The organism is Pseudomonas sp. S35 (assembly GCF_009866765.1).
Lineage (GTDB): Bacteria > Pseudomonadota > Gammaproteobacteria > Pseudomonadales > Pseudomonadaceae > Aquipseudomonas.
Window position 1 is genome coordinate 5,042,929 of sequence record NZ_CP019431.1, and the last position, 20,727, is coordinate 5,063,655.

The 20,727-nt window shown below is 61.8% G+C and carries 13 protein-coding genes and 1 riboswitch; of the genes, 2 read left to right on the top strand and 11 right to left on the bottom strand.

Features of this window, described 5'->3' with window-relative positions:
- Positions 1-6 precede the first annotated feature (6 nt).
- Positions 7-2,625 carry an alanine--tRNA ligase gene (gene alaS, locus PspS35_RS22605; RefSeq protein ID WP_159936865.1) on the bottom strand — a complete coding sequence of 873 codons (2,619 nt, stop codon included), beginning with the start codon at positions 2,623-2,625 and terminating at the stop codon, positions 7-9.
- A gap of 146 nt (positions 2,626-2,771) precedes the next feature.
- The gene (gene ltaE, locus PspS35_RS22610) at positions 2,772-3,776 is read right to left on the bottom strand and encodes a low-specificity L-threonine aldolase (protein WP_159936866.1); all 1,005 of its coding nucleotides are present in this window, start codon (positions 3,774-3,776) and stop codon (positions 2,772-2,774) included.
- Between the two features lie 190 nt (positions 3,777-3,966).
- A riboswitch (FMN riboswitch) is annotated at positions 3,967-4,136 on the top strand.
- A 97-nt stretch (positions 4,137-4,233) separates the two neighbouring features.
- Here ltaE and PspS35_RS22615 point away from each other — a divergent pair.
- Positions 4,234-4,743, top strand: a complete 510-nt coding sequence (locus tag PspS35_RS22615; RefSeq protein WP_101272595.1) for a 6,7-dimethyl-8-ribityllumazine synthase — start codon at positions 4,234-4,236, stop codon at positions 4,741-4,743.
- 72 nt (positions 4,744-4,815) lie between these two features.
- Here PspS35_RS22615 and astE read toward each other — a convergent pair whose 3' ends face one another.
- The 7 genes from astE to PspS35_RS22650 form a co-directional block, all read right to left on the bottom strand.
- Positions 4,816-5,820 carry a succinylglutamate desuccinylase gene (gene astE, locus PspS35_RS22620; protein WP_159936867.1) on the bottom strand — a complete coding sequence of 335 codons (1,005 nt, stop codon included), beginning with the start codon at positions 5,818-5,820 and terminating at the stop codon, positions 4,816-4,818.
- A gap of 11 nt (positions 5,821-5,831) precedes the next feature.
- Positions 5,832-6,122 carry a hypothetical protein gene (locus tag PspS35_RS22625; protein ID WP_003214319.1) on the bottom strand — a complete coding sequence of 97 codons (291 nt, stop codon included), beginning with the start codon at positions 6,120-6,122 and terminating at the stop codon, positions 5,832-5,834.
- Positions 6,123-6,160: 38 nt separating this feature from the next.
- Positions 6,161-7,507, bottom strand: coding sequence for an N-succinylarginine dihydrolase (gene astB, locus PspS35_RS22630; protein ID WP_159936868.1), 1,347 nt, complete (start codon positions 7,505-7,507; stop codon positions 6,161-6,163).
- Positions 7,508-7,661: 154 nt separating this feature from the next.
- Positions 7,662-9,131 carry a succinylglutamate-semialdehyde dehydrogenase gene (gene astD / locus PspS35_RS22635; protein WP_174244888.1) on the bottom strand — a complete coding sequence of 490 codons (1,470 nt, stop codon included), beginning with the start codon at positions 9,129-9,131 and terminating at the stop codon, positions 7,662-7,664.
- Positions 9,128-10,153 (bottom strand): arginine N-succinyltransferase, encoded by a 1,026-nt coding sequence (astA, locus tag PspS35_RS22640; protein ID WP_060757323.1) that lies wholly within the window; start codon positions 10,151-10,153, stop codon positions 9,128-9,130. The genes astD and astA overlap by 4 nt, the downstream gene beginning before the upstream one ends.
- Before the next feature lie 51 nt (positions 10,154-10,204).
- Positions 10,205-11,224 (bottom strand): arginine/ornithine succinyltransferase subunit alpha, encoded by a 1,020-nt coding sequence (aruF, locus tag PspS35_RS22645; protein WP_003175655.1) that lies wholly within the window; start codon positions 11,222-11,224, stop codon positions 10,205-10,207.
- Positions 11,225-11,359: 135 nt separating this feature from the next.
- Entirely contained in the window at positions 11,360-12,580 is a 1,221-nt protein-coding gene (locus PspS35_RS22650) for an aspartate aminotransferase family protein (RefSeq protein ID WP_159936870.1), read from the bottom strand.
- Positions 12,581-12,883: 303 nt separating this feature from the next.
- Here PspS35_RS22650 and PspS35_RS22655 point away from each other — a divergent pair, with 303 nt between their 5' ends.
- Positions 12,884-18,811 carry a DUF6543 domain-containing protein gene (locus PspS35_RS22655; protein ID WP_159936871.1) on the top strand — a complete coding sequence of 1,976 codons (5,928 nt, stop codon included), beginning with the start codon at positions 12,884-12,886 and terminating at the stop codon, positions 18,809-18,811.
- 10 nt (positions 18,812-18,821) lie between these two features.
- Here PspS35_RS22655 and argR read toward each other — a convergent pair whose 3' ends face one another.
- On the bottom strand, positions 18,822-19,802 hold the full coding sequence (gene argR, locus PspS35_RS22660; protein ID WP_065947832.1) for a transcriptional regulator ArgR: 981 nt from the start codon (positions 19,800-19,802) through the stop codon (positions 18,822-18,824).
- Positions 19,803-19,962: 160 nt separating this feature from the next.
- Positions 19,963-20,727: an ATP-binding cassette domain-containing protein gene (locus tag PspS35_RS22665; RefSeq protein ID WP_090400457.1), complete on the bottom strand. Its 765-nt coding sequence runs from the start codon at positions 20,725-20,727 to the stop codon at positions 19,963-19,965.

Below are 20,727 nucleotides of genomic sequence, written 5' to 3' on the forward strand. Positions count from 1 at the left end.
GGCGCCTTAAATGCCTGCCTCGACAAACGGCACGGTCAGGGCCAGGGCCGCATCCAGGGCGCCAGCGTCTACACCACCGCCTTGCGCCATGTCCGGACGACCACCGCCCTTCCCGCCCACTGCCGCAGCGGCTTGCTTCATCAAATCACCGGCCTTGAGTTGGCCAGTCAGGTCTTTGGTTACACCGGCAACCAGAACGACCTTATCCTCATGGACACTGCCGAGCAGGATCACTGCGCGGCCGAGCTTGTTCTTCAACTGATCGACCAAGGCCAACAGCGCCTTGCCGTCCTGACCGTCCAGACGCACCGCCAGGACCTTCACATCCTTGACGTCCACTGCCGAGGCCGACAGATCGTCGCCCGCCGCGCTGGCCGCCTTGGCTTGCAACTGCTCCAGCTGTTTTTCCAGCGCACGGTTGCGCTCCAGCACGGCAGACAGCTTGTCGATCAGGTTGTCGCGGCTGCCCTTGACCAGGCTTGCCGCTTCCTTGAGTTGTTCTTCGGCCGCATTGAGGTAGGCCAGGGCCGCAGCACCGGTCACGGCCTCGATACGCCGCACACCGGAGGCCACACCGCCTTCGCTGATGATCTTCAGCAGGCCGATGTCGCCAGTGCGGTTGGCGTGGATACCGCCACACAGCTCCACCGAGAAGTCGCCACCCATGCTCAGGACGCGCACGTTGTCGCCGTACTTCTCGCCGAACAGCGCCATGGCGCCTTTGGCCTTGGCGGTCTCGATGTCGGTTTCTTCAGTTTCAACCGGGGTGTTCTTGCGCACTTGTGCGTTGACGATGTCTTCCAGGGCCTTGATCTGCTCCGGCTTGATCGCTTCGAAGTGGCTGAAGTCGAAACGCAGGCGCTGGCTATCCACCAACGAACCTTTCTGCTGTACGTGCTCGCCCAGCACTTGGCGCAATGCAGCGTGCAGCAAGTGAGTAGCCGAGTGGTTCAGTGCGGTGGCATGACGTACGTCAGCATCGACCTGGGTGTCGACCGGCGCGCCGATCGTGAGGTTGCCCAGCACCAGCACGCCGTGATGCAGGAACGCACCGCCGGTCTTGGTGGTGTCGCGCACTTCAAAACGACCCGAGGTCGAACTCAGGAAACCACAGTCACCGACCTGGCCGCCCGACTCGGCGTAGAACGGCGTCCGGTCCAGGACCACAACCGCCTCATCACCTTCATTCAGAACGTCGACCGACTTGCCATCTTTATAGAGGGCAACGATTTTGGCCGAGCCCACGGTGGCGCTGTAGCCGGTGAACTCGGTCGGCACATCAACCTTGACCAGGGTGTTGTAGTCCAGGCCAAAAGAGCTGGCCGAACGCGCACGCACGCGCTGGGCTTCCATCTCACGCTCAAAACCGGCCTCATCGATGGTCAGCTCGCGCTCACGGGCGATGTCGGCAGTCAGGTCCATCGGGAAGCCATAGGTGTCGTACAGCTTGAACACCACATCGCCCGGTACCACGGTGCCTTTGAGCTCAGCCAGGTCCTGTTCCAGAATCTTGAGGCCGTGTTCCAGGGTCTTGGAGAACTGCTCCTCTTCGGCCTTGAGCACGCGCTCGATGTTGCCCTGCTGCTGCTTGAGCTCCGGGAACGCTTCGCCCATCTCGGCGACCAGCGCGGCGACGATCTTGTAGAAGAAGCTGCCGGTGGCGCCCAGCTTGTTACCGTGACGGCAGGCGCGACGGATGATACGGCGCAGCACATAGCCACGGCCTTCGTTGGACGGCAACACACCGTCGGCGATCAGGAAGCCGCAGGAACGGATGTGGTCCGACACTACCTTGAGCGAAGACTGGCTTTCATTGGCGCAACCAATGGCCGCCGCCGAGGCGCTCAGCAGGTTGGTGAACAGGTCGATTTCATAGTTGGAGTGAACGTGCTGCATCACCGCACTGATCCGCTCCAGGCCCATACCGGTGTCGACCGACGGTGCTGGCAGCGGATGCAACACGCCATCGGCGGTGCGGTTGAACTGCATGAATACGTTGTTCCAGATCTCGATGTAACGGTCGCCGTCTTCTTCCGGCGAGCCCGGCGGGCCACCCCAGATATCGGCGCCGTGGTCGTAGAAGATCTCGGTGCAAGGGCCGCACGGGCCAGTGTCGCCCATGGTCCAGAAGTTATCGGAAGCATACGGCGCGCCTTTGTTGTCGCCGATGCGGATCATGCGTTCTTCAGGCACGCCGATTTGTTGGGTCCAGATGTCATACGCTTCGTCGTCCGTCGCGTAGACGGTAACCCAGAGTTTTTCCTTGGGCAGCTTCAGCACGCCGGTCAGGAAGGTCCAGGCGAAGGTAATCGCGTCTTTCTTGAAATAGTCACCGAAGCTGAAGTTACCCAGCATTTCGAAGAAGGTGTGGTGGCGGGCGGTGTAGCCGACGTTTTCCAGGTCGCTGTTCTTGCCGCCGGCGCGGACGCACTTCTGGCTGCTGGTGGCGCGGGTGTAAGCGCGCTTTTCCTGGCCCAGGAAGCAGTCCTTGAACTGGTTCATCCCCGCGTTGGTGAACAGCAGGGTGGGGTCATTGCCTGGGATCAAGGAGCTGGAGGCGACACGGGTGTGACCTTGCTCTTCGAAGAAGCGAAGGAAGGCTTCACGGATTTCTGCGCTTTTCATTAGGTTCTTCCACGGAGGCTGCGGCCAAAGGCCAGTGCGCAACATCATCAGACGGAGCGACGGCAAAAGGCCGCATTATATCGGCCCTTTGCCGGTGGTACAGCGTGTTTATGCGATAGAGAGGCTCAATTAGACGGTCTGCACGATCATTTGCGCGAAAATTCGACGAATGCCGCAAGCACCTGCTCGATCTGCGCCCGGCTGACATCCAAATGAGTGACCATGCGCAGGCGTGGCGCGGCGCTCAACTTGATCCCGCGCTCGGCGGCAAACGCCTTCAGGGCCTGGGCCTGGTCACCTATGTGCACGTAGACCATGTTGGTCTGTACCGGCTCCACCGTATAGCCGGCCTTGCGCAGTTCATCACCGAGCCACCGGGCATTGGCGTGGTCGTCGGCCAGGCGCTGCACCTGATGATCCAGAGCATACAACCCCGCCGCCGCCAGGGAGCCGGCCTGGCGCATGCCGCCGCCGACCATCTTGCGCAGGCGCCGGGCCTTGGCGATCAACGCCGTGGAACCGCACAACACCGAGCCGATGGGTGCACCGAGGCCCTTGGACAGGCACACCGACACCGAATCAAAATGCTGGGCGATCTCCCGCGCATCCACCCCCAGCTTGACCGCTGCGTTGTAGATTCGCGCACCGTCCAAATGCAGCGCCAAGCCATGTTCACGGGTAAACGCCCGCGCCTGGGCCAGGTATTCCAGGGGCAGCACTTTGCCCTGCATGGTGTTTTCCAGCGCGAGCAAGCGGGTGCGGGCGAAGTGGAAATCGTCTGGCTTGATTGCCTCCAGTACGTGGTTCAAATCCAGGGAGCCATCTGCCTGCACCTCCAGCGGTTGCGGCTGGATCGAACCCAGCACGGCCGCGCCACCGCCTTCGTATTTGTAGGTGTGGGCCTGCTGGCCAACGATGTATTCCTCGCCGCGCTCACAGTGAGCCATCAACGCCAGCAGGTTGCTCATGGTGCCGGTCGGCACGAACAACGCCGCCTCGAACCCCAGGCGCCTGGCCACTTCGGCTTCCAAGTGGTTGACGCTGGGGTCTTCGCCATACACGTCGTCGCCGCTGACGGCGGACGCCATCGCGTCAAGCATGCCGGGGGTGGGTTGGGTCACGGTGTCGCTGCGCAGGTCGATCACAGACATGAAGCAAGCCTCTGAGGGTTTGATAAGTTCCTTTTGAAGGTGATTACTGCGGGCAACGCCACGGAATATCAAGCCCCGTGCGCATTCAATCGAATACCAACCAAACAAACCGATATAGCCTATCGATACGATGGTGGTGCAGTTTTCGAAAAACCATGTTAAAAACTCTCCGCCGCCAGGGTTCTGGTGGCAACGTTCTCAGGGCGGGGTGTAATTCCCCACCGGCGGTAATTACACGCAATGTGTATAGCCCGCGAGCGCTTGGCGCCTCGAACTGCTCACGCAGGACGGCGACAAGGTCAGCAGACCCGGTGTGATCCCGGGGCCGACGGTCATAGTCCGGATGAAGAGAGAACGGGATTGGCACCTAAGGGCCGCGCGCCTGTTGACGCATGCGTACCCTTAAATCCCATTCGATTCATAACGCCCTGTTTTTTTCTTAAACAGGAGTCAGAACATGCAACCCACCGCAATCGACAGCAAAAGCAAAAACCATCACGGCGAGCGCGTCGCGTTTATCCAGGCCTGCTGGCACAAGGATATTGTCGACCAATCCCGTAAAGGCTTCCTCGCCGAAATGATCGCCCAGGGCTACCAGGAATCGGATATCGATTTCTTCGAAGTCGGCGGCGCCTTTGAAATGCCCCTGCACGCCAAGCTGCTGGCCAAGACCGGCCGTTACGCCGGTATCGTTGCCGCCGCGCTGGTGGTGGACGGTGGGATCTACCGTCACGAATTCGTCGCCCAGTCGGTGGTCAGCGGCCTGATGCAGGTGCAGTTGGAGACTGAAGTGCCGGTGTTTTCGGTGTCGCTGACGCCGCACCACTTCCACGCGGGCAGCGAGCATCACGCGTTCTTCCACGATCACTTTGTGCACAAGGGCCAGGAAGCCGCCAAGACTTGCGCTGATACCCTGCACAAGGTGCGGGCGATCCGTCGCAGCGAGCCACGTGCTGTAGCGGTCTAAGCAACACCGCCAAACAAAATGTGGGAGGGGGCTTGCCCCCTCCCACATTTGGATCCCGGTAAGCCTTGGGATTCAGGCCAGGCCAGCATCCGTGGTCGGCACAATCAATATCCCTGCCCGCAAGCCATTCTTCACCTTCGGGTTGGGGAAGATGATGCGTGCGCCCTCCTCCTCGATCACCCAGCGTGTCTTGGCAACGTCTTCGGCCAGCAGATAACCCTTTTCCAATTCCGAAAAGTTTTCCACGTCTGCCGGCAGGTGCAGCAGGAACGCATCGCTGTGCTTGATGACTTCCCGCGCCACGGCGAACAGTTTCAACCCGTCCAGGTTGTCGGTATCAGGCTCGGTGCCTTCGATGATCTGCGTCAGACGCAGCTCCAGGCGCGAGACATCCACCCCTTGGTTCTGCCCGAATGGCCGCGCCTTGCCCAACTCCAGGGTGAAGGCCTCGGCGCCCAGTTGCTCGTAGGTAAACGCCGAGAAGGTGATTGAGGTTTTGTTCTGCAACAGCACGGCTTCCATACCCGCTGCGCGCAGGCGCGCGAGCTCGTGGCGCGAATGCTGGCGCCCCTCGTTCCACGGGTACAGGGCGAACTGTTCGATCTTCGAGCCCCGGATAGCCGTGTGCAAATCGTAATGCAGGCGCGAACGGCCAGGCTGGCTGAAGAAGCTGCGGGCCAACTGTTCAAGCTCGGCGGCGCGCATGGCTTCAGGGCCGATGTTTTGTTCGTGACGGCCGTTGAACAGCCGGTTGACGTCCAGTTCGAGGTAGCGCTCGCCGCGCCGCATGGCCTCGGGGTTGCCGAACAGGAACAGAATACGGTTGCGGGGCTTGATCTCCCCACGGGCAATGCCATGCAACAAGCGGTCGAGCAACTCGATCGGCGCGGTTTCGTTGCCATGAATGCCGGACGACAGCAGCAGGTCGCTGCCGTTGTCCCGGGCCTGCGGCGGGCGCACTTCCAGCGCACCCTCGCTGAGCCAACGCATCTGCACGCCGTCGACAGTCGATTGAATTTTTTGCGCCGGTTCACGACCGGCGAGGGTCAGTTCAAGCAATTTGCCGAGGGCGAGCATATGTAGCTTCCTTAGTGGTTGCAGCCTGGGCCGTGGACGTGGTCGTCGTCATCACCTTCAACGTCGGCCGGTTCCATTTCCAGTTGCAGGCTCATCAGGTTGGTGGCCAATGGGCGCATCAGCAGGTTGGCGTATTCGGCGTCGCCTTCTTCAACGTCCACGCCGATCAGCAACTGGCCACGGCCGTCGTGCTGGATCCAGATTTCCTTGCCCTGCCACACGACGGCAACGCGGGTGCAGGAGGTTTCCAGCTGGGTGCCGTCAGTGTCTTCAAGGATCAGCTTCAGGGTGTCGGTGGTCATAAATAGTTCTCAGCCGTAGGGTGTAAATTGAGGTGGCGTTAATTGATCTGGAAAGGATAAACCGCGCCCAGTTTAAGGATTTGCGTCAGTTCATCCAGTGCCGTCCGGCACTCAAGCAGCAATTGCGGGTCAGCCAGATCGCTTTCGCGCAGGCTGTCGCGGTAGTGCTTGTCGACCCATTGGGTCAGGGTGTCGTACAACGGCGCGGTCATGATAACCCCTGGGTTCACCGCCGCCAGTTCCGTTTCGTTCAAGGCCACGCGCAAACGCAGGCACGCTGGGCCGCCGCCGTTCTGCATGCTTTGCTTGAGGTCGAACACCTTTACTTCGCGGATCAACCCACCAGAAGCGATCAGGCCTTGCAGGTAGTTCCAGACGCGTTCATTGGCGCGGCACTCTTGCGGCACGATCAGCAGCATCGAGCCATCGGCGCGGCTCAGCAACTGGCTGTTGAACAGGTAGGAACGCACCGCGTCCTCGACGCTGACCAGCGCGCGCGGCACGCACACCGACTGGAAGTTGCCGCCCAGCTTACCCAACTTGCCCTGCAGTTCGGCAAGCATCTGCTCGGTATTGAGGAACGCGTCCTCGTGATAGAACAGCACTTCGCCGTTACCCACTGCGATCACGTCGTTGTGGAACACGCCGGCGTCGATCACTGCCGGGTTCTGCTGGGCGTAGACCACACCGTCGTCCTTCAGGCCATGCAGGCGCGCAACGGCCTGGGAGGCTTCGAGGGTCTGGCGTGCCGGGTATTTCTGCGGAGCCGGATAACGAGGATCGAATGCGCTGCGGCCGAACACAAAAAACTCCACGCCCGCTTCGCCATATTCCCGGCAGAAACGCGTGTGGTTGGCCGCGCCTTCGTCGCCGAACTGCGCCACCGCCGGCAACGCGGCGTGGTGGGCAAAGTGCTTGCCATCGGCAAACATCGCCCCCAGCACGCGGCTGGTGGTGGGGTGTTCGATGCTGCGGTGGTATTTGCAGTTGAGGTTGGCGGCGGTGAAATGCACGCGGCCATCCGACGTGTCGGCGCTCGGGCTGACGGTGGCGGCGTTGGCCACCCACATGCTCGACGCCGAGCAGCTTGCCACCAGCAAAGGCATCGCATGCTTGGCCGCCTGCTGGATCACCTGGGCATCCGTGCCGCTGAAACCGAGGCTGCGCAGGGCTGCCACATCAGGGCGCTCCTGGGGCGCCAGCACACCTTGCACAAAGCCCATGTCCATCAGGGCTTTCATTTTTTGCAGGCCCTGCAACGCGGCTTCCTTGGGGTTGGAATGCTGCTGGCTGTTGCTCTGGGACGCGACGTTGCCAAAGGACAAACCGCCGTAGTTATGGGTCGGCCCCACTAGACCGTCAAAATTGACTTCATAGGATTTCATCGGCGAGGCTCCACGAACATCTGTTTTTATAGGCATCACAATTCTTCAACACACCACAAATCCAGTGTGGGAGGAGGCTTGCCTCCGATAGCGGGCTGTCCGTTGATAAATCAGAGACTGACACACCGCCATCGGGGGCAAGCCCCTCCCACATTTAGATCAGCGTAATACCGGGGGTCAGTGTTGCTGGAACGACGAGGCTCGGCGTTTCCAACGACGCCACCGGGTACGCGCAATAGTCCGCCGCGTAATACGCACTGGCGCGATGGTTGCCCGAGGCCCCTACCCCACCAAACGGCGCGGTGCTGGCGGCGCCGGTCAGCTGTTTGTTCCAGTTGACGATCCCGGCGCGGCTCTCCAGCCAGAACTGCTGGTAACGCGCTTCGGAGTCCGACAGCAAACCCGCGGCCAGGCCGTACTGGGTGTTGTTGGCCTCGGCAATTGCCGCGGCGAAATCGGCGTAGCGGATCACCTGCAACAACGGGCCGAACAGTTCTTCGTCTTCGCGCTCGGTCACGCCCGTCACGTCGATGATGCCTGGGGTCAGCAAGGCTGCCTGATCCTGTGGCTGGGTCATTTCCAGCAGCGCGACAGCGCCATTGGCCAGCATCAGCTCCTGGGCGTCCATCAAGGCTTTGGCCGCCGCCAGGGAAATCACCGAGCCCATGAACGGTGGCGGTTGCTGGTCGAACGCGCCCACTTCAATCGTCGCGCTCACCGCCACCAAACGTGCCAGCAGGGCATCGCCCCAAGCGCCTTGCGGCACCAACAGGCGACGGGCGCACGTGCAGCGTTGGCCGGCAGAGATAAACGCCGACTGGATGATGGTGTAGACCGCCGCATCCACGTCGGCCACTTCGTCCACCACCAGCGGGTTGTTGCCGCCCATTTCCAGGGCCAGGATCTTGTCCGGGCGCCCGGAGAACTGCTGGTGCAGGTGATTGCCGGTGCGGCTCGAACCGGTGAAGAACAAGCCGTCGATGCCAGGGTTGGCGGCGAGCGCGATACCGGTTTCCCGCGCGCCTTGCAGCAGGTTCAACACGCCGGCCGGCAGGCCGGCTTCGATCCAGCATTGCACGGTCAGTTCGGCGACTTTGGGGGTCAGCTCGCTCGGTTTGAACAACACGGTATTGCCCGCCAGCAACGCCGGAACGATATGCCCGTTGGGCAAGTGTCCCGGAAAGTTGTAAGGACCGAACACCGCCACCACCCCGTGGGGCTTGTGGCGCAGGACGGCGGTGGCGTCGCCCAGGGGGCCGCTCTTCTCGCCGGTGCGTTCGCGATAGCTTTGCACCGAGATCGCAATCTTGTTGGCCATGCTGGTAACTTCGGTGGCCGACTCCCACAGCGGCTTGCCGGTTTCCTCACCGATGCAGCGAGCGATCTCATCGGCACGGTTTTTCAGGGCCGCGGCGAAGGCTTCCAGCACGCTGATGCGCTCTTCCAGCGAGCGCCGGGCCCAGCCTGGGAACGCTTGGCGTGCGGCCTGCACGGCGGACTCGACCTGCTCGGCGGTGGCGCCATTACCCGCCCACAGCACGTCTTGGGTCACCGGGTTGCGCGATTCAAACAGCTCACCCTGGCCTGCCAGCCAGCTACCTGCGATGTACAGCGAATTCATTATTTCGACTCCCGAGCAGCGGACAACGGTACGGCGCGCACTTGATCGCCCACCACCAGTTGCAGGCGTTTGGCGGTCTGTGGATCAACCACTAGGGTGCCTGCGGCCAGGCGGGCCGGCGCGGCGGTGATGCGGCAGTCTTCGCGCTTGCGGTTATGGATCAGGAACGGCGTGGCGTCGTCCCCCGGCGTGCCAATGGCGAGCACCAACGACTGGCTGTCGCGCACTGCACGGATCTTGCTGGTTTCACACTCCACCGCCGGGCCGGCGTCGAAGATATCGACATAGCCCTGGTAGCTGAAGCCTTCGCTCTTGAGCATGCTCAGCGCTGGCTCGGTGTCCGGGTGGACCTTGCCGATCACGTTGCGCGCATCTTCGGACAGGAAGCAGCTATACAGCGGAAACTTGGGCATCAGCTCAGCGATAAACGCTTTGTTGCCCACGCCGGTGAGGTAGTCGGCCTGGCTGAATTCCATCTTGAAGAAATGGCGGCCCAGGCTCTCCCAGAACGGCGAGCGCCCGGCATCGTTGGACACGCCACGCATCTCGGCAATGATCTTGTTGCCGAACAACTGCGGGAACTCAGCGATAAACAACAGGCGCGCCTTGGCCAGCATGCGGCCGTTAAGACCGGTGCGGTAGTCGGCGTGCAAAAACAACGAGCACAGCTCGGAATTGCCGGTGAGGTCGTTGGCCAGGAACAACGTCGGAATTTCGCGGTAGATGTTCAGCTCCTGGGAGGCGCTGACCGTCAGGCCGACCCGGAAGTTGTACCAAGGCTCGCGCAGGCCCACGGCGCCAGCAATGGCAGAAATGCCCACCACGCGGCCTTCGTCGTTTTCCAGCACGAACAGGTAGTCGGCATCACCGCGCCCGGCGTCGCCGCGAAAGGTTTTTTCCGCCCAGCCCACGCGATGGGTCAGGCGCTCTTCGTTGGCCGGCAAGGTAGTAAGGCCGGTGCCGGTGCTGCGCGCCAGATCAATCAGGGCCGGTAAATCGCTGCTGCGTACGGGACGAACGATCATGCTATCTCCTCGAACGGGCCGCTGTTGTCAGCCACCCGCGAAACTCTCTTTTTAAACCGCTACCAGGCGCACACTCGCGCCTTCGCCAACACCCAGGGCTTCGGCCGCTGCGAGGTCCAACGTCACCGGTTTACCCGGCGCGTAGTCCAGTTCCAGCATCACCGCGCGGTAATCCTGCAACTGCGCGTTGCTCACCAGGTACTGGCGGCCGACGCCCTTGACCATCTCGCCGATCTTCACCGGCACCACGCGGCTCTGGGCGATGGAGCGAATGCCCGAGACCCGTGCGTGCAGCGTCGGGCCACCGTCGAAGATATCGATGTAATGGTCGGTCTCGAAGCCTTCGCGCATCAGGATGTCGAAGGTGATCTGCGCACGCGGGTGCACTTGGCCCATTGCCTCTTGAGCTTCGTCCGGCAACAGCGGCACGTAGATCGGGTAATGGGGCATCAGCTCGGCGAGAAAGGTGCGGCTTTTAAGCCCGCACAGGCGCTCGGCGGCGGCGTAGTTGAGGTCGAAGAAGTTGCGACCGATGGCGTCCCAGAACGGTGAATCACCGTTCTCGTCGCTGTAGCCGACAATTTCGGTCACCACCGAGTCGGCAAAGCGCTCGGGGTGGCTGGCGACAAACAGCAGGCGGCCACGGGAATTGAGTTCCGACCACGGCGAACCGACCAGCTCAGGCACTACGTAGAAGCTGGTGAGCAGGCTGTTGCCGGTGAGGTCGTGGCACTGGGAAAGCACGTGGATCTTGTTGTGGATCTTCAGCTCGCGAGAGGCGTGCACAAAGGTCTCGTTACGAAAACTGTAGAAGGGTTCCGAGTAGCCGGCCGATGCAACGATGGCCGAGCAGCCGGCGAGCTTGCCGGTCTCGGTGTCTTCGAGCACGAAGAAATAGCTTTCTTCACCGTTGAAACTCACCTCGGCCGCGAAGGAGGCTTCGCTGGCGGCGATCTTGTCGCTCAGGCGTTCCACATCATCCGGCAAGGAGGTGACACCAATCGGACTGTCCGCAGCCAGACGCTGTACCTCGCCCAGATCAGCCATTTGCGCGGGGCGCATCACCAGCATGGTGTCACTCCTTAACTCTAGAACTCATAGGAAAAAATTACCGGACAGGCCTGGAAACAACACCTATCCCCTTGTAGAGCAAATTCCAATGTGGGAGGGGCTTGCCCCCTCCCACATTTGATCCCGGCGGGCCAATCAGGCTTGGGTCAGGGTCTTCACAGCACGTTCGAAGCGATCCAGGCCTTCGTTGATATCCGCGTCTTCCACCACCAAACTCGGCGCAAAACGCACCACGTCCGGGCCGGCTTGCAGGATCATCAGGTTTTCTTTCTCGGCCGCGTTGAACACGTCCTTGGCTTTGCCCTTGAAGGCATCGCTGAGCACACAGCCGATCAACAGGCCCATGCCGCGCACTTCGGTGAAGATGCCGTATTGCTTGCCGATCTGTTCCAGGCGCGCCTTGAACTGGTCGTGCTTGGCGTTGACGCCGGCCAGCACTTCAGGGGTGTTGATGACGTCGATCACCGCTTCGGCCACCGCGCACGCCAGCGGGTTGCCGCCGTAGGTGGTGCCGTGGGTGCCGACCACCAGGTGCTTGGCCAGCGCCTCAGTGGTGAGCATCGCGGCGATGGGGAAACCACCGCCCAGGCTCTTGGCGCTGGTGAGGATGTCGGGCACCACGCCGTAATGCTGGTAGGCGAACAGGTGGCCGCTGCGGCCCATGCCGGTTTGCACTTCGTCGAACACCAGCAGCGCGTCGTTGGCGTCGCACAGTTCGCGGGCACCTTGCAGGTAAGCCAGCTCGGCCGGCAGTACGCCGCCTTCGCCCTGGATCGGTTCCAGGACCACGGCGCAGGTCTTGTCCGACACGGCGGCTTTCAGCGCGGCCAGGTCGTTATACGGAACGTGGGTGATGCCGGTGATTTTAGGACCGAAGCCATCGGAATACTTGGACTGGCCACCGACGTTGACGGTGAACAGGGTACGGCCGTGGAAGCTGTTCAGCGCGGCGATGATCTCGTACTTCTCGCTGCCGAAACGGTCGAACGCCACACGGCGGGCCAGCTTGAACGCGGCCTCGTTGGCCTCAGCGCCCGAGTTGCAGAAGAACACGCGCTCGGCAAACGTGGCGTCGATCAGCTTATGGGCCAGGCGCAGGGCCGGCTCATTGGTGAAGACGTTGGAGACGTGCCACAGCTTGTTGGCCTGCTCGGTCAATGCACCGACCAGCGCCGGATGGGCGTGGCCCAATACGTTGACCGCGATGCCGCCGGCAAAGTCGATCAGCTCGCGACCCGCCTGGTCCCATACGCGCGAACCTGCGCCGCGCACGGGGATGAACGCAGCAGGGGCGTAGTTGGGAACCATGACCTGGTCGAAATCGGCACGTTGCACCGGGGCTTGCTCAACGGACATCGGAGTCTCCTGAAGAGGAACGCCTGCCTGGAACTGGCGGGCGATGCAGGGATTGTAAGGACAGTTTTCAGAGCGGCCTTGCCGCCAAGCGACAACTTCTTATAGCGCCAACCCGCGATTTAGGCGGGTTTACGCCAATGCGACAAATAGCGTCGCAATGGCGCAGTTTAAACCGTGTGCCGGCTCCATGGGCAGGTGATGTTCGCGAATCCGCAGAAGCACACCGCACCAACTATCTACCGCCGTCGATCGCGTGCCGACTGGTCTGCTGAAAAGACACTCACACTGTCAAGGATCGATCCCATGCCTCCCCTCCCCGCGCCAGCCAGCGGCGAAGTTCGCCACACCATTGTCATGCAGGCCATTCCCCACTGGCTGGGTGACGCCACGCCAGCCAGGCGCTCCACCCTGGGCGAAGTGTCCGGGAGTTTTCCCGACTGGTACAAAAACGCCTCCGCCACCCAGCACGCCGAACTCAAGCGTCTCAACGGCGAAGCCTGGACCCGGCAGAATCAGGTAGACAAGGCTCTGGCCGGCCTCAAAAGCCCGCAAACCTTCGGCGCCGAGCTGCTGCAACCGGCGCTGAAGCGCCAGTACGGCGTCGATCTGGATGTGCACAGCACCTGGCTGCAACTCTATGTGCCATTGACGCTTGCGGGGTTTCGGGTTCAGGCCGGGGCCTCGCGTACGTGGAGCGTTTCACTGCTCAACGCCGCGCTGCATAACTTCGAGCCCGACGAAGCACAGCCCGATGCCTACGAGCGCAACTCCGGTTTCAGCAGTCAACCCAACGCCGCCGGGCATTTCCAAAGCCTGCCGGCGGTTGACGCACGCATCACCATTGCCCAATTTGCCACCCTCTGCCGTGAATTGGATATCGGCGGGCGCTATCAGCGCTATCTCGAAGATTACCTGGGGCTGGAAAACCCTGTGGCCATGGCCGCCCTGCAATACAAGGTCGAGCAGAGCCTAAGCAGCGCGCTCAAACGCTCGCTGTACATGGCACTGCTCAAGGGCGACATCCCGCAAACCGGCTACGACGCGGTCCACAGCCTGATTGATCACGGACAGCACCGCCCGATGTGGGTCGCTCATGAGCTGGTGATCATGTCCAGCCGCCTGACCGGGATCGTACTGTTTTCCCAGGACCTGGATGCAAGCCGCGAGCCGGTGCCGGTGATCGTCTATATCCCTGACGACCCGCAGCACCCCATCAAGCAATACGCCAGCACGCAGGCGTTTATCCAGGCGCTCACCGCACGGTTGCGCGCCTCGGACTTTCAGCACTTCTTCAGCCGCTTTGTCGACCATGCCGACCTGGGGCGTTTTTTCGCCGACCTCACGGGCCGCCTGAGCCAAGTGACCTGGCACTCGCATACACCCGGCGATCCGCTGCCCAGTTGGCGCGGCAGCGAGGTGGAGCGAGCAAACCTGCAGTTTCGTGGCATTCCCATCAAGCAGCCGCTGTTCCATTACCTGCATCAGATGAAGTTGAGCAAACTGCTGAACGACGCGCGCAGCCAGGCCGTGAGCACCGCCAGCGCCAACCAGAAAGCGCGCTGGGAGCGCTGGGACCTGGTGCAAAAAATCGCCTCGGCACTGCTGCAAGTCGTCGCCCTGATTGCCACCCCCTTTGTGCCGCCACTGGGCATGCTCATGCTCGGCTACACCGCCTACCAATTGCTGGACGAAGCCTTCGAAGGGGTTATCGACTGGGCCGAAGGCCAGGTGCAGGAAGCCTTCGGACATGCGATGGGGTTTATCGAGCAGCTGGTGCAATTGGGCCTGTTTGCCACCGGCATCCCCATCGCCCAGGGCATTCTGCGCAAAGTGCTGCCGAGTGAGTGCCTGGGGTTTCTGGATGGGCTCACACCCGTGACCAGACCCGATGGCGGCGAACGCCTGTGGAAGCCCGATCTTGAGCCTTATCGTCTCAAACAGAGCCCGCCCAGCGGCGTACGTCCTGATGAGAAAGGCGTGTACCGCTTCAACGGCAAAAACCTGCTGCAGGTGGGCGACGACTATTACACCGTCCGGCAAGACCCCACCAGCCAGCGCTATTTTGTGCAGCACCCCAGCCGTGCGTCGGCCTACCAGCCGCAGGTGATCAGCAACGGCCAGGGCGCCTGGATTACCGAGTTGGACCGCCCGCTGAGCTGGGACAGCGCCACACTGATGCGGCGTCTCGGCTACCCGGCCGAAGGCCTGGATGACGCGCGCTTGCAGCAGGCGCGCAGCGTCAGCGGTACCCACGACAACGCGCTGCGCCAGATGCACCACACCGGGCAAACGCCGCCGCCGCTGCTGGCCGATACCCTCAAGCGCTTCAAGATCGATCTAGCGCTGCAAGACTTCATCACGCAACTCAACAGCGATGACCCGCTCATCTATGGCCAGGCGGACGTCCAGACACAGTTGCAGATACTCACCAGCTACGGCCTGTGGCCCGCCTCCAAGACCTTGCGGTTCCTGGATACCCACGGGAAAACCCAATGGGAGTTTCTTGGCCGGCCCGACGCTAGCGTGGTACAGATCCATGAAAGCCAATTGGAAAATGGTGATCTGCTACGCGTGCTGGTGGAGAGCTTGGATGAAGCCGAGCGCAAAGCACTGCTTGAAGAACCCGCCGACCAGCCCGCCTCCCATGCGTCTATTCGCGCCGCGGCCCTGCGCAAAAAGATCGCCCGCCTTGCCCACGAAAAACGCTTCTCGCTGTTCGATTCGCGCTACCGCAGCGAAGAACATAGCCCGGGGGCAGCGCTGCAAAAAATCATCGACGCCGCCCCCGAGCCCGGCCTGCCCGTCAGCGTCGCCCATGAACTGCTGGCCAATGCCACCGGCGACGAGTTGCAAGCCATCGACCAAGGCAAGGTGCCGACGCACATAGCCGAGCAAGCCGCAGCCGCCCAACTGGATGTGCGCACCACCCGTGCTTACGAAGGGCTCTACCTGGACGCCGTCGACAACCCCGACACTCACCTGCTCGCGCTGCTGTCCCTGGAGCGCCTGCCCGGATGGTCGACGCGCATGCGCCTGGAAGTCCGGCAGTACCGTAGCGACGGCCCGTTGCTGGGAGCTATCGGCGCCGAAGACGCGCCGCTCAAGCGAATCGTCATCCATACCGAATCGGGCCGCTATACGCCTGTCGATGAAAAGGGCCCGGTGTTTGGCGACACCGATTTCTTCACCGCCATCCTCCAGGCGATCCCCGATAGCCAGCGCGACGCCCTGAACATCCACATCGGCCAGGGCGAGCGCCTGCGCCAGGCGATTGGCGAGCACGTGCTCGATCGCGAGCGGCTGCGCACCTTGCTCAGCGCAGACACTTACCGCAAACCGACGTTCGACCCCACAGTCATGCGCCTGCGTGGCGGCATGGACGGTTATCAGGCAGCAGGGCCGTCACGGCCACCAGCCGCCGAGCCGCAGCCCACGCTTGAGCAGCGCGCCCAGCACTTGCTGCCCAGCCTCCCTGCGGAACAGATCGCCGACCTGGTACAGACCCTGGAAAGCCGTCCCGGCGGGGCCTTGGCGACCCTGATCACCCTGCAGGTCGAATACAACAAACTGGACACCGACCTCGCCGTCTGGGAACACATGACGCCCACCTTCCACCCCATCACTGAAGCACCATTGACGCCCCGGGAATACCAGTACGTGCGACGCAACCGTGCCCTGTGGGCCCAGGAGGTCAGGCGCGGCTGGCGCCAGGAAACCGCGATTGATCACTACCATGACCAACTGCCCCTCAATGGCCACAAGCTGCAACTGACGATCCCGATCTACGGCGAACTGCCCAGGCTCACGGCACGCTTCGAGCACATCAGCCTGCTGGAGCTCAAGGGTCAGCACACCGCACTGCAGATCAATGACTTCGTGCAGTTGTTCCCACGCCTGCGTCACCTGAACGTCAGCCAGTTTTACCTGGGTGGCCTTGCGCCAAGCATCGCGCAACTGCCCAGCCTCGACGCGCTGATATTGAGCGACTGCAACATTACCCTGACCGAAGAAACTCGGGTGGCCCTTGGCAGCATGACTCGCCTGAAGACCCTGGACCTGTATAACAACCCGCTGGGCCTGACGCCCAGCGTTACCCACATGGCCCACCTGCAACACTTGGACCTGAGCTACACCGGCATCCGTGATTTGCCGCCAGGCGTGCTGAACCGTCCACAGTTGGAACTGGCGGTTTTGTGCAATAACCAGATCCGCGAACTGCCTCCGGCGCTGTTCGAGTTGCCGGTAGAAACCAGCCGCAAGTTCGACCTCTCCAGCAACCCGCTGTCGGGACCCACGCTGGAGCGGGTCAAGGGGTACTACCAAAGAACCGGTGGCCGCTGGGACATTGACGCGCCTGGCACCGAAATTCAAAGCGCCAGACGCCTTTACCCAACGCTGTCGGACAATGACATCAATCAGCTCATCTTCGATTTCCCGGGCAACCTGGACGCAGGCCGCGCAGCGCTGGCGCAGCTTGAAATCGAATACCCGCGGATTCGCCAAACGCTGGCACCTTGGGCCGACGACGAGCAAGTGTCCGCCCAGGAGCGCACCTATCGCTCACTGTTCGTGGACACGCTCGAAGCCGGCTGGCGTCGGGAAACCGAGCAGGACACACACGCCCCAGGGCGTCTCCCGCGCTTCACACTCAACCTGCCCTACCCCATCAGCGGCGATATTCCCGCCCTGAGCACGCCCTTCCCCCATGTCTCATCACTGAGCCTGTCCGGCAATGCATCCACCCTGCAGCCCAACGCGTTTCTGCGCAGCTTTCCACAGTTGGAGCGCCTGTCCATCGAGCGCTATACCCTGATGCATTTGCCCAGGACCCTGCCGCAACTGGAGCGGCTGACCCATCTGCGCCTGGATCGCTGCGCCATTGAACTGAACCCCGCCAGCGCCCAGGTGCTTTCCAGCATGACCCACCTCCAACACCTGGACCTGGCCAATAACCGCCTGGTCTGGCTACCGGACTTCAATCGCCTGACAGCCCTGACCAGCCTGTCACTGAGCAACACCGGCCTGCGGGAAATTCCACCGGCGCTGCTGTCGGGTAACATCGCCCGGACACGGGTAGACCTGAGTCACAACGCCATCGAGCAGATTCCCGATCAAGGCTTCCAACTGCCCGCCACCTTCAGCGCAGCCTTTGACCTGTCGGATAATCCGTTGTCACGGCACACCCTCGCCCGCATCAAAACCTACTGCCAGGCCACTGGCGAGCACTGGAACGCGCCGGCCCCCCAACCCCAACTGCAACAGCTACAAGCACTGTACCCAAGCCTCAACAACCGCGAGGTCAGCCGTGTGTACTTCCAGTTACCGGGCAACCTGGACGCCGTAGACCTGCACATCACGCGCCTGGATGGCGAGTATCAGGACCTGCAGGCACACCTCCAAGCCTGGGCTATGGAGGTCCCCTCCAGAGACCCACTGCTCGACACCGTGCTGGACGAGGGCGCGCGGGCCGAAGAACAAATCCGTCGCCTGGGCTTCAAGGATTTGCTCGAACGCTGCTGGCGCCGGGAGGGCGAGTTGGACGACTCCAACGGTTTCACCCGCCACAGCCATAAACTGGTGTTCCACGGCCAGTTATTGGGGGACATGCCGATGCTGAGTGCGCAGTTCGATCACGTGAGCCTGCTGGAGATCATCGGCGACGGTACCAACCAGCACGTGGACGGTCTGCTGCGCTGCTTCCCCAACCTTGTCAGCCTGACCCTCGAACGCCACACACTGCTGGATATCCCCGCCTCGGTGTTCGGCCTCCGACGCCTGCGCTATCTGAAGCTGGCGGAGAACCACATCCGTCTGACCCGCGAGAGCAAAGAGCAGCTCTCACGCCTTATCCACCTGGAATACCTGGACCTGAGTGACAACCCGCTGATATTCATTCCCGACATCCGCAACCTTGGACGGCTAGTGTCGATCTACCTGCACAACTGCGGGCTGACCCACGTGCCGGAAGGCGTCTTTGCCCTGGGCCGCCTGCGGGTGCTGGACTTGAGTGACAACGAAATCGTCGACGTGCCCAGCGACCTGTTGGAAATGCCGTTGCCACTCAACGATGACTCCGACCTCAGCGGCAACCCACTGTCCGATCAGAGCATCGAGCTGCTGCGCGACTATTACCGCCAGACAGGCTACGAACTGGGCGTGGAAGAGGCGATGTTCGACGAGTTCGGCGTGGCACTGATGGCCCCGGGAACCCCGAGACCCATGGAGGAATAAGCGAGGATGCTCAGCCGCGCTCGGACGGCACTGACGACAACTCGAACGGGCTGCTGCTGCGCCGCTGGTTGCGATCTTCACGTGGGGTGGCGCCAAAGAAGTTGCGGTAGGCGCTGGAGAAGTGCGGCCCCGACGAGAAGCCGCAGGACAGGCCGATCTGGATGATCGATTTGCTGGTTTGCATCAACATCTGGCGCGCCTTGTTCAGGCGCAGCTCCAGGTAATACTGGCTGGGGACGCGGTTGAGGTATTGCTTGAAGATCCGTTCCAGTTGTCGTCGCGACACGCACACGTGCTGGGCGATCTCGTCGGTGGTAAGCGGTTCTTCGATGTTGGCTTCCATCAGCAACACCGCCTGGGTCAGCTTCGGATGGCTGGAGCCCAGGCGATTTTGCAAGGGAATGCGCTGGCGCTCGCCGCCTTCGCGGATGCGCTCCACCACCAGCTCTTCCGACACCGCGCCCGCCAGCTCGGCGCCGTGGTCGCGGGCTAGCACCGCCAGCAACAGGTCGAGTACCGACATGCCACCGCAGGCGCTCAAACGGTCACGGTCCCAGTCGAACAGGTGGCTGGTGGCAATGACCTTAGGGAAGCGCTCGGCAAAATCGTCCTGCCAGCGCCAGTGCACAGCGGCGCGGTAGCCATCCAGCAGACCCAACTGAGCCAGCGGGTACACACCCGCTGACAAGCCGCCGATCACACAACCAGCACGCACCAACTGCTTGAGCGCAGTGCTGAGTTGGGAGGCAATAGCCGTGGGCGGTTCGTCAGCCAACAGGAACAGCTTCTGGAAACCTTCCAGCTTGCCGGCCCACGGCTCACCCGGCAATTGCCAGGCCCCTTCGGTCGCCGGTTCTGCGAGCAGAAACGACAACTCGTAGACCACATCCGGATGCACCCGCTGAGCAACGCGCAAGGCCTCCTCAGCCAGCGCAAGCGTGAGTGCTTTTGTGCTGGGCCAAATCAGGAAACCAATTTTATGGGCGGTCATGGAGTGCTATCCGAAGCCTGTAAAAGTAATGAAGACAAAGGCCAATGCTAGCCCGTAAACCCACACAAATCTCGAAGCCTGCAGAAGATCTAAATGTGGGAGCGGGCTAACCTCAAGACTGCGGAGCATGCCCTATATCAGTGCACAAAAGCAGTCCTGATTATTTCAAGCTGCCGGAGAGGAACTGCTGAAGGCGCTCGGACTGCGGATTGACCAGCACTTCACGCGGGTTGCCACGCTCTTCGACAATGCCTTTGTGCAGGAACACCAACTGGTTGGACACTTCACGGGCAAAGCCCATTTCATGCGTCACCACCACCATGGTGCGGCCTTCCTGGGCCAGGTCCTGCATCACCTTGAGCACTTCGCCGACCAACTCTGGGTCAAGCGCCGAGGTGGGCTCGTCGAACAGCATCACCTCAGGCTCCATCGCCAGGGCACGGGCGATCGCCACTCGCTGCTGCTCGCCCCCGGACATGTGGCCGGGAAACGCATCCTTACGATGGCCCACGCCGACTTTGGCCAGGTAGTGCTCGGCCTTTTCACGGGCGTCTTTCTTCGACATGCCCAGCACATGCACCGGGGCTTCCATCACGTTTTCAAGCGCGGTCATGTGCGACCACAGGTTGAAATGCTGGAACACCATCGACAGGCGCGAACGCATGCGTTGCAGCTGTTTCGGGTCGGCAGCCTTGAGGGCGCCGTCCTTGTTGGCCACCAGTTTCAGCTCTTCGTTATTGAGCAGAATCTTGCCGGCGTGGGGTTGCTCCAGCAGGTTGATGCAGCGCAAAAAGGTGCTTTTGCCCGAACCGCTGGAACCGATGATGCTGATCACATCACCGGCCGCGGCGGCCAGGGACACGCCTTTGAGCACTTCATGACTGCCATAGCGTTTATGCAGGTCTTGGACTTCAAGTTTGTACAT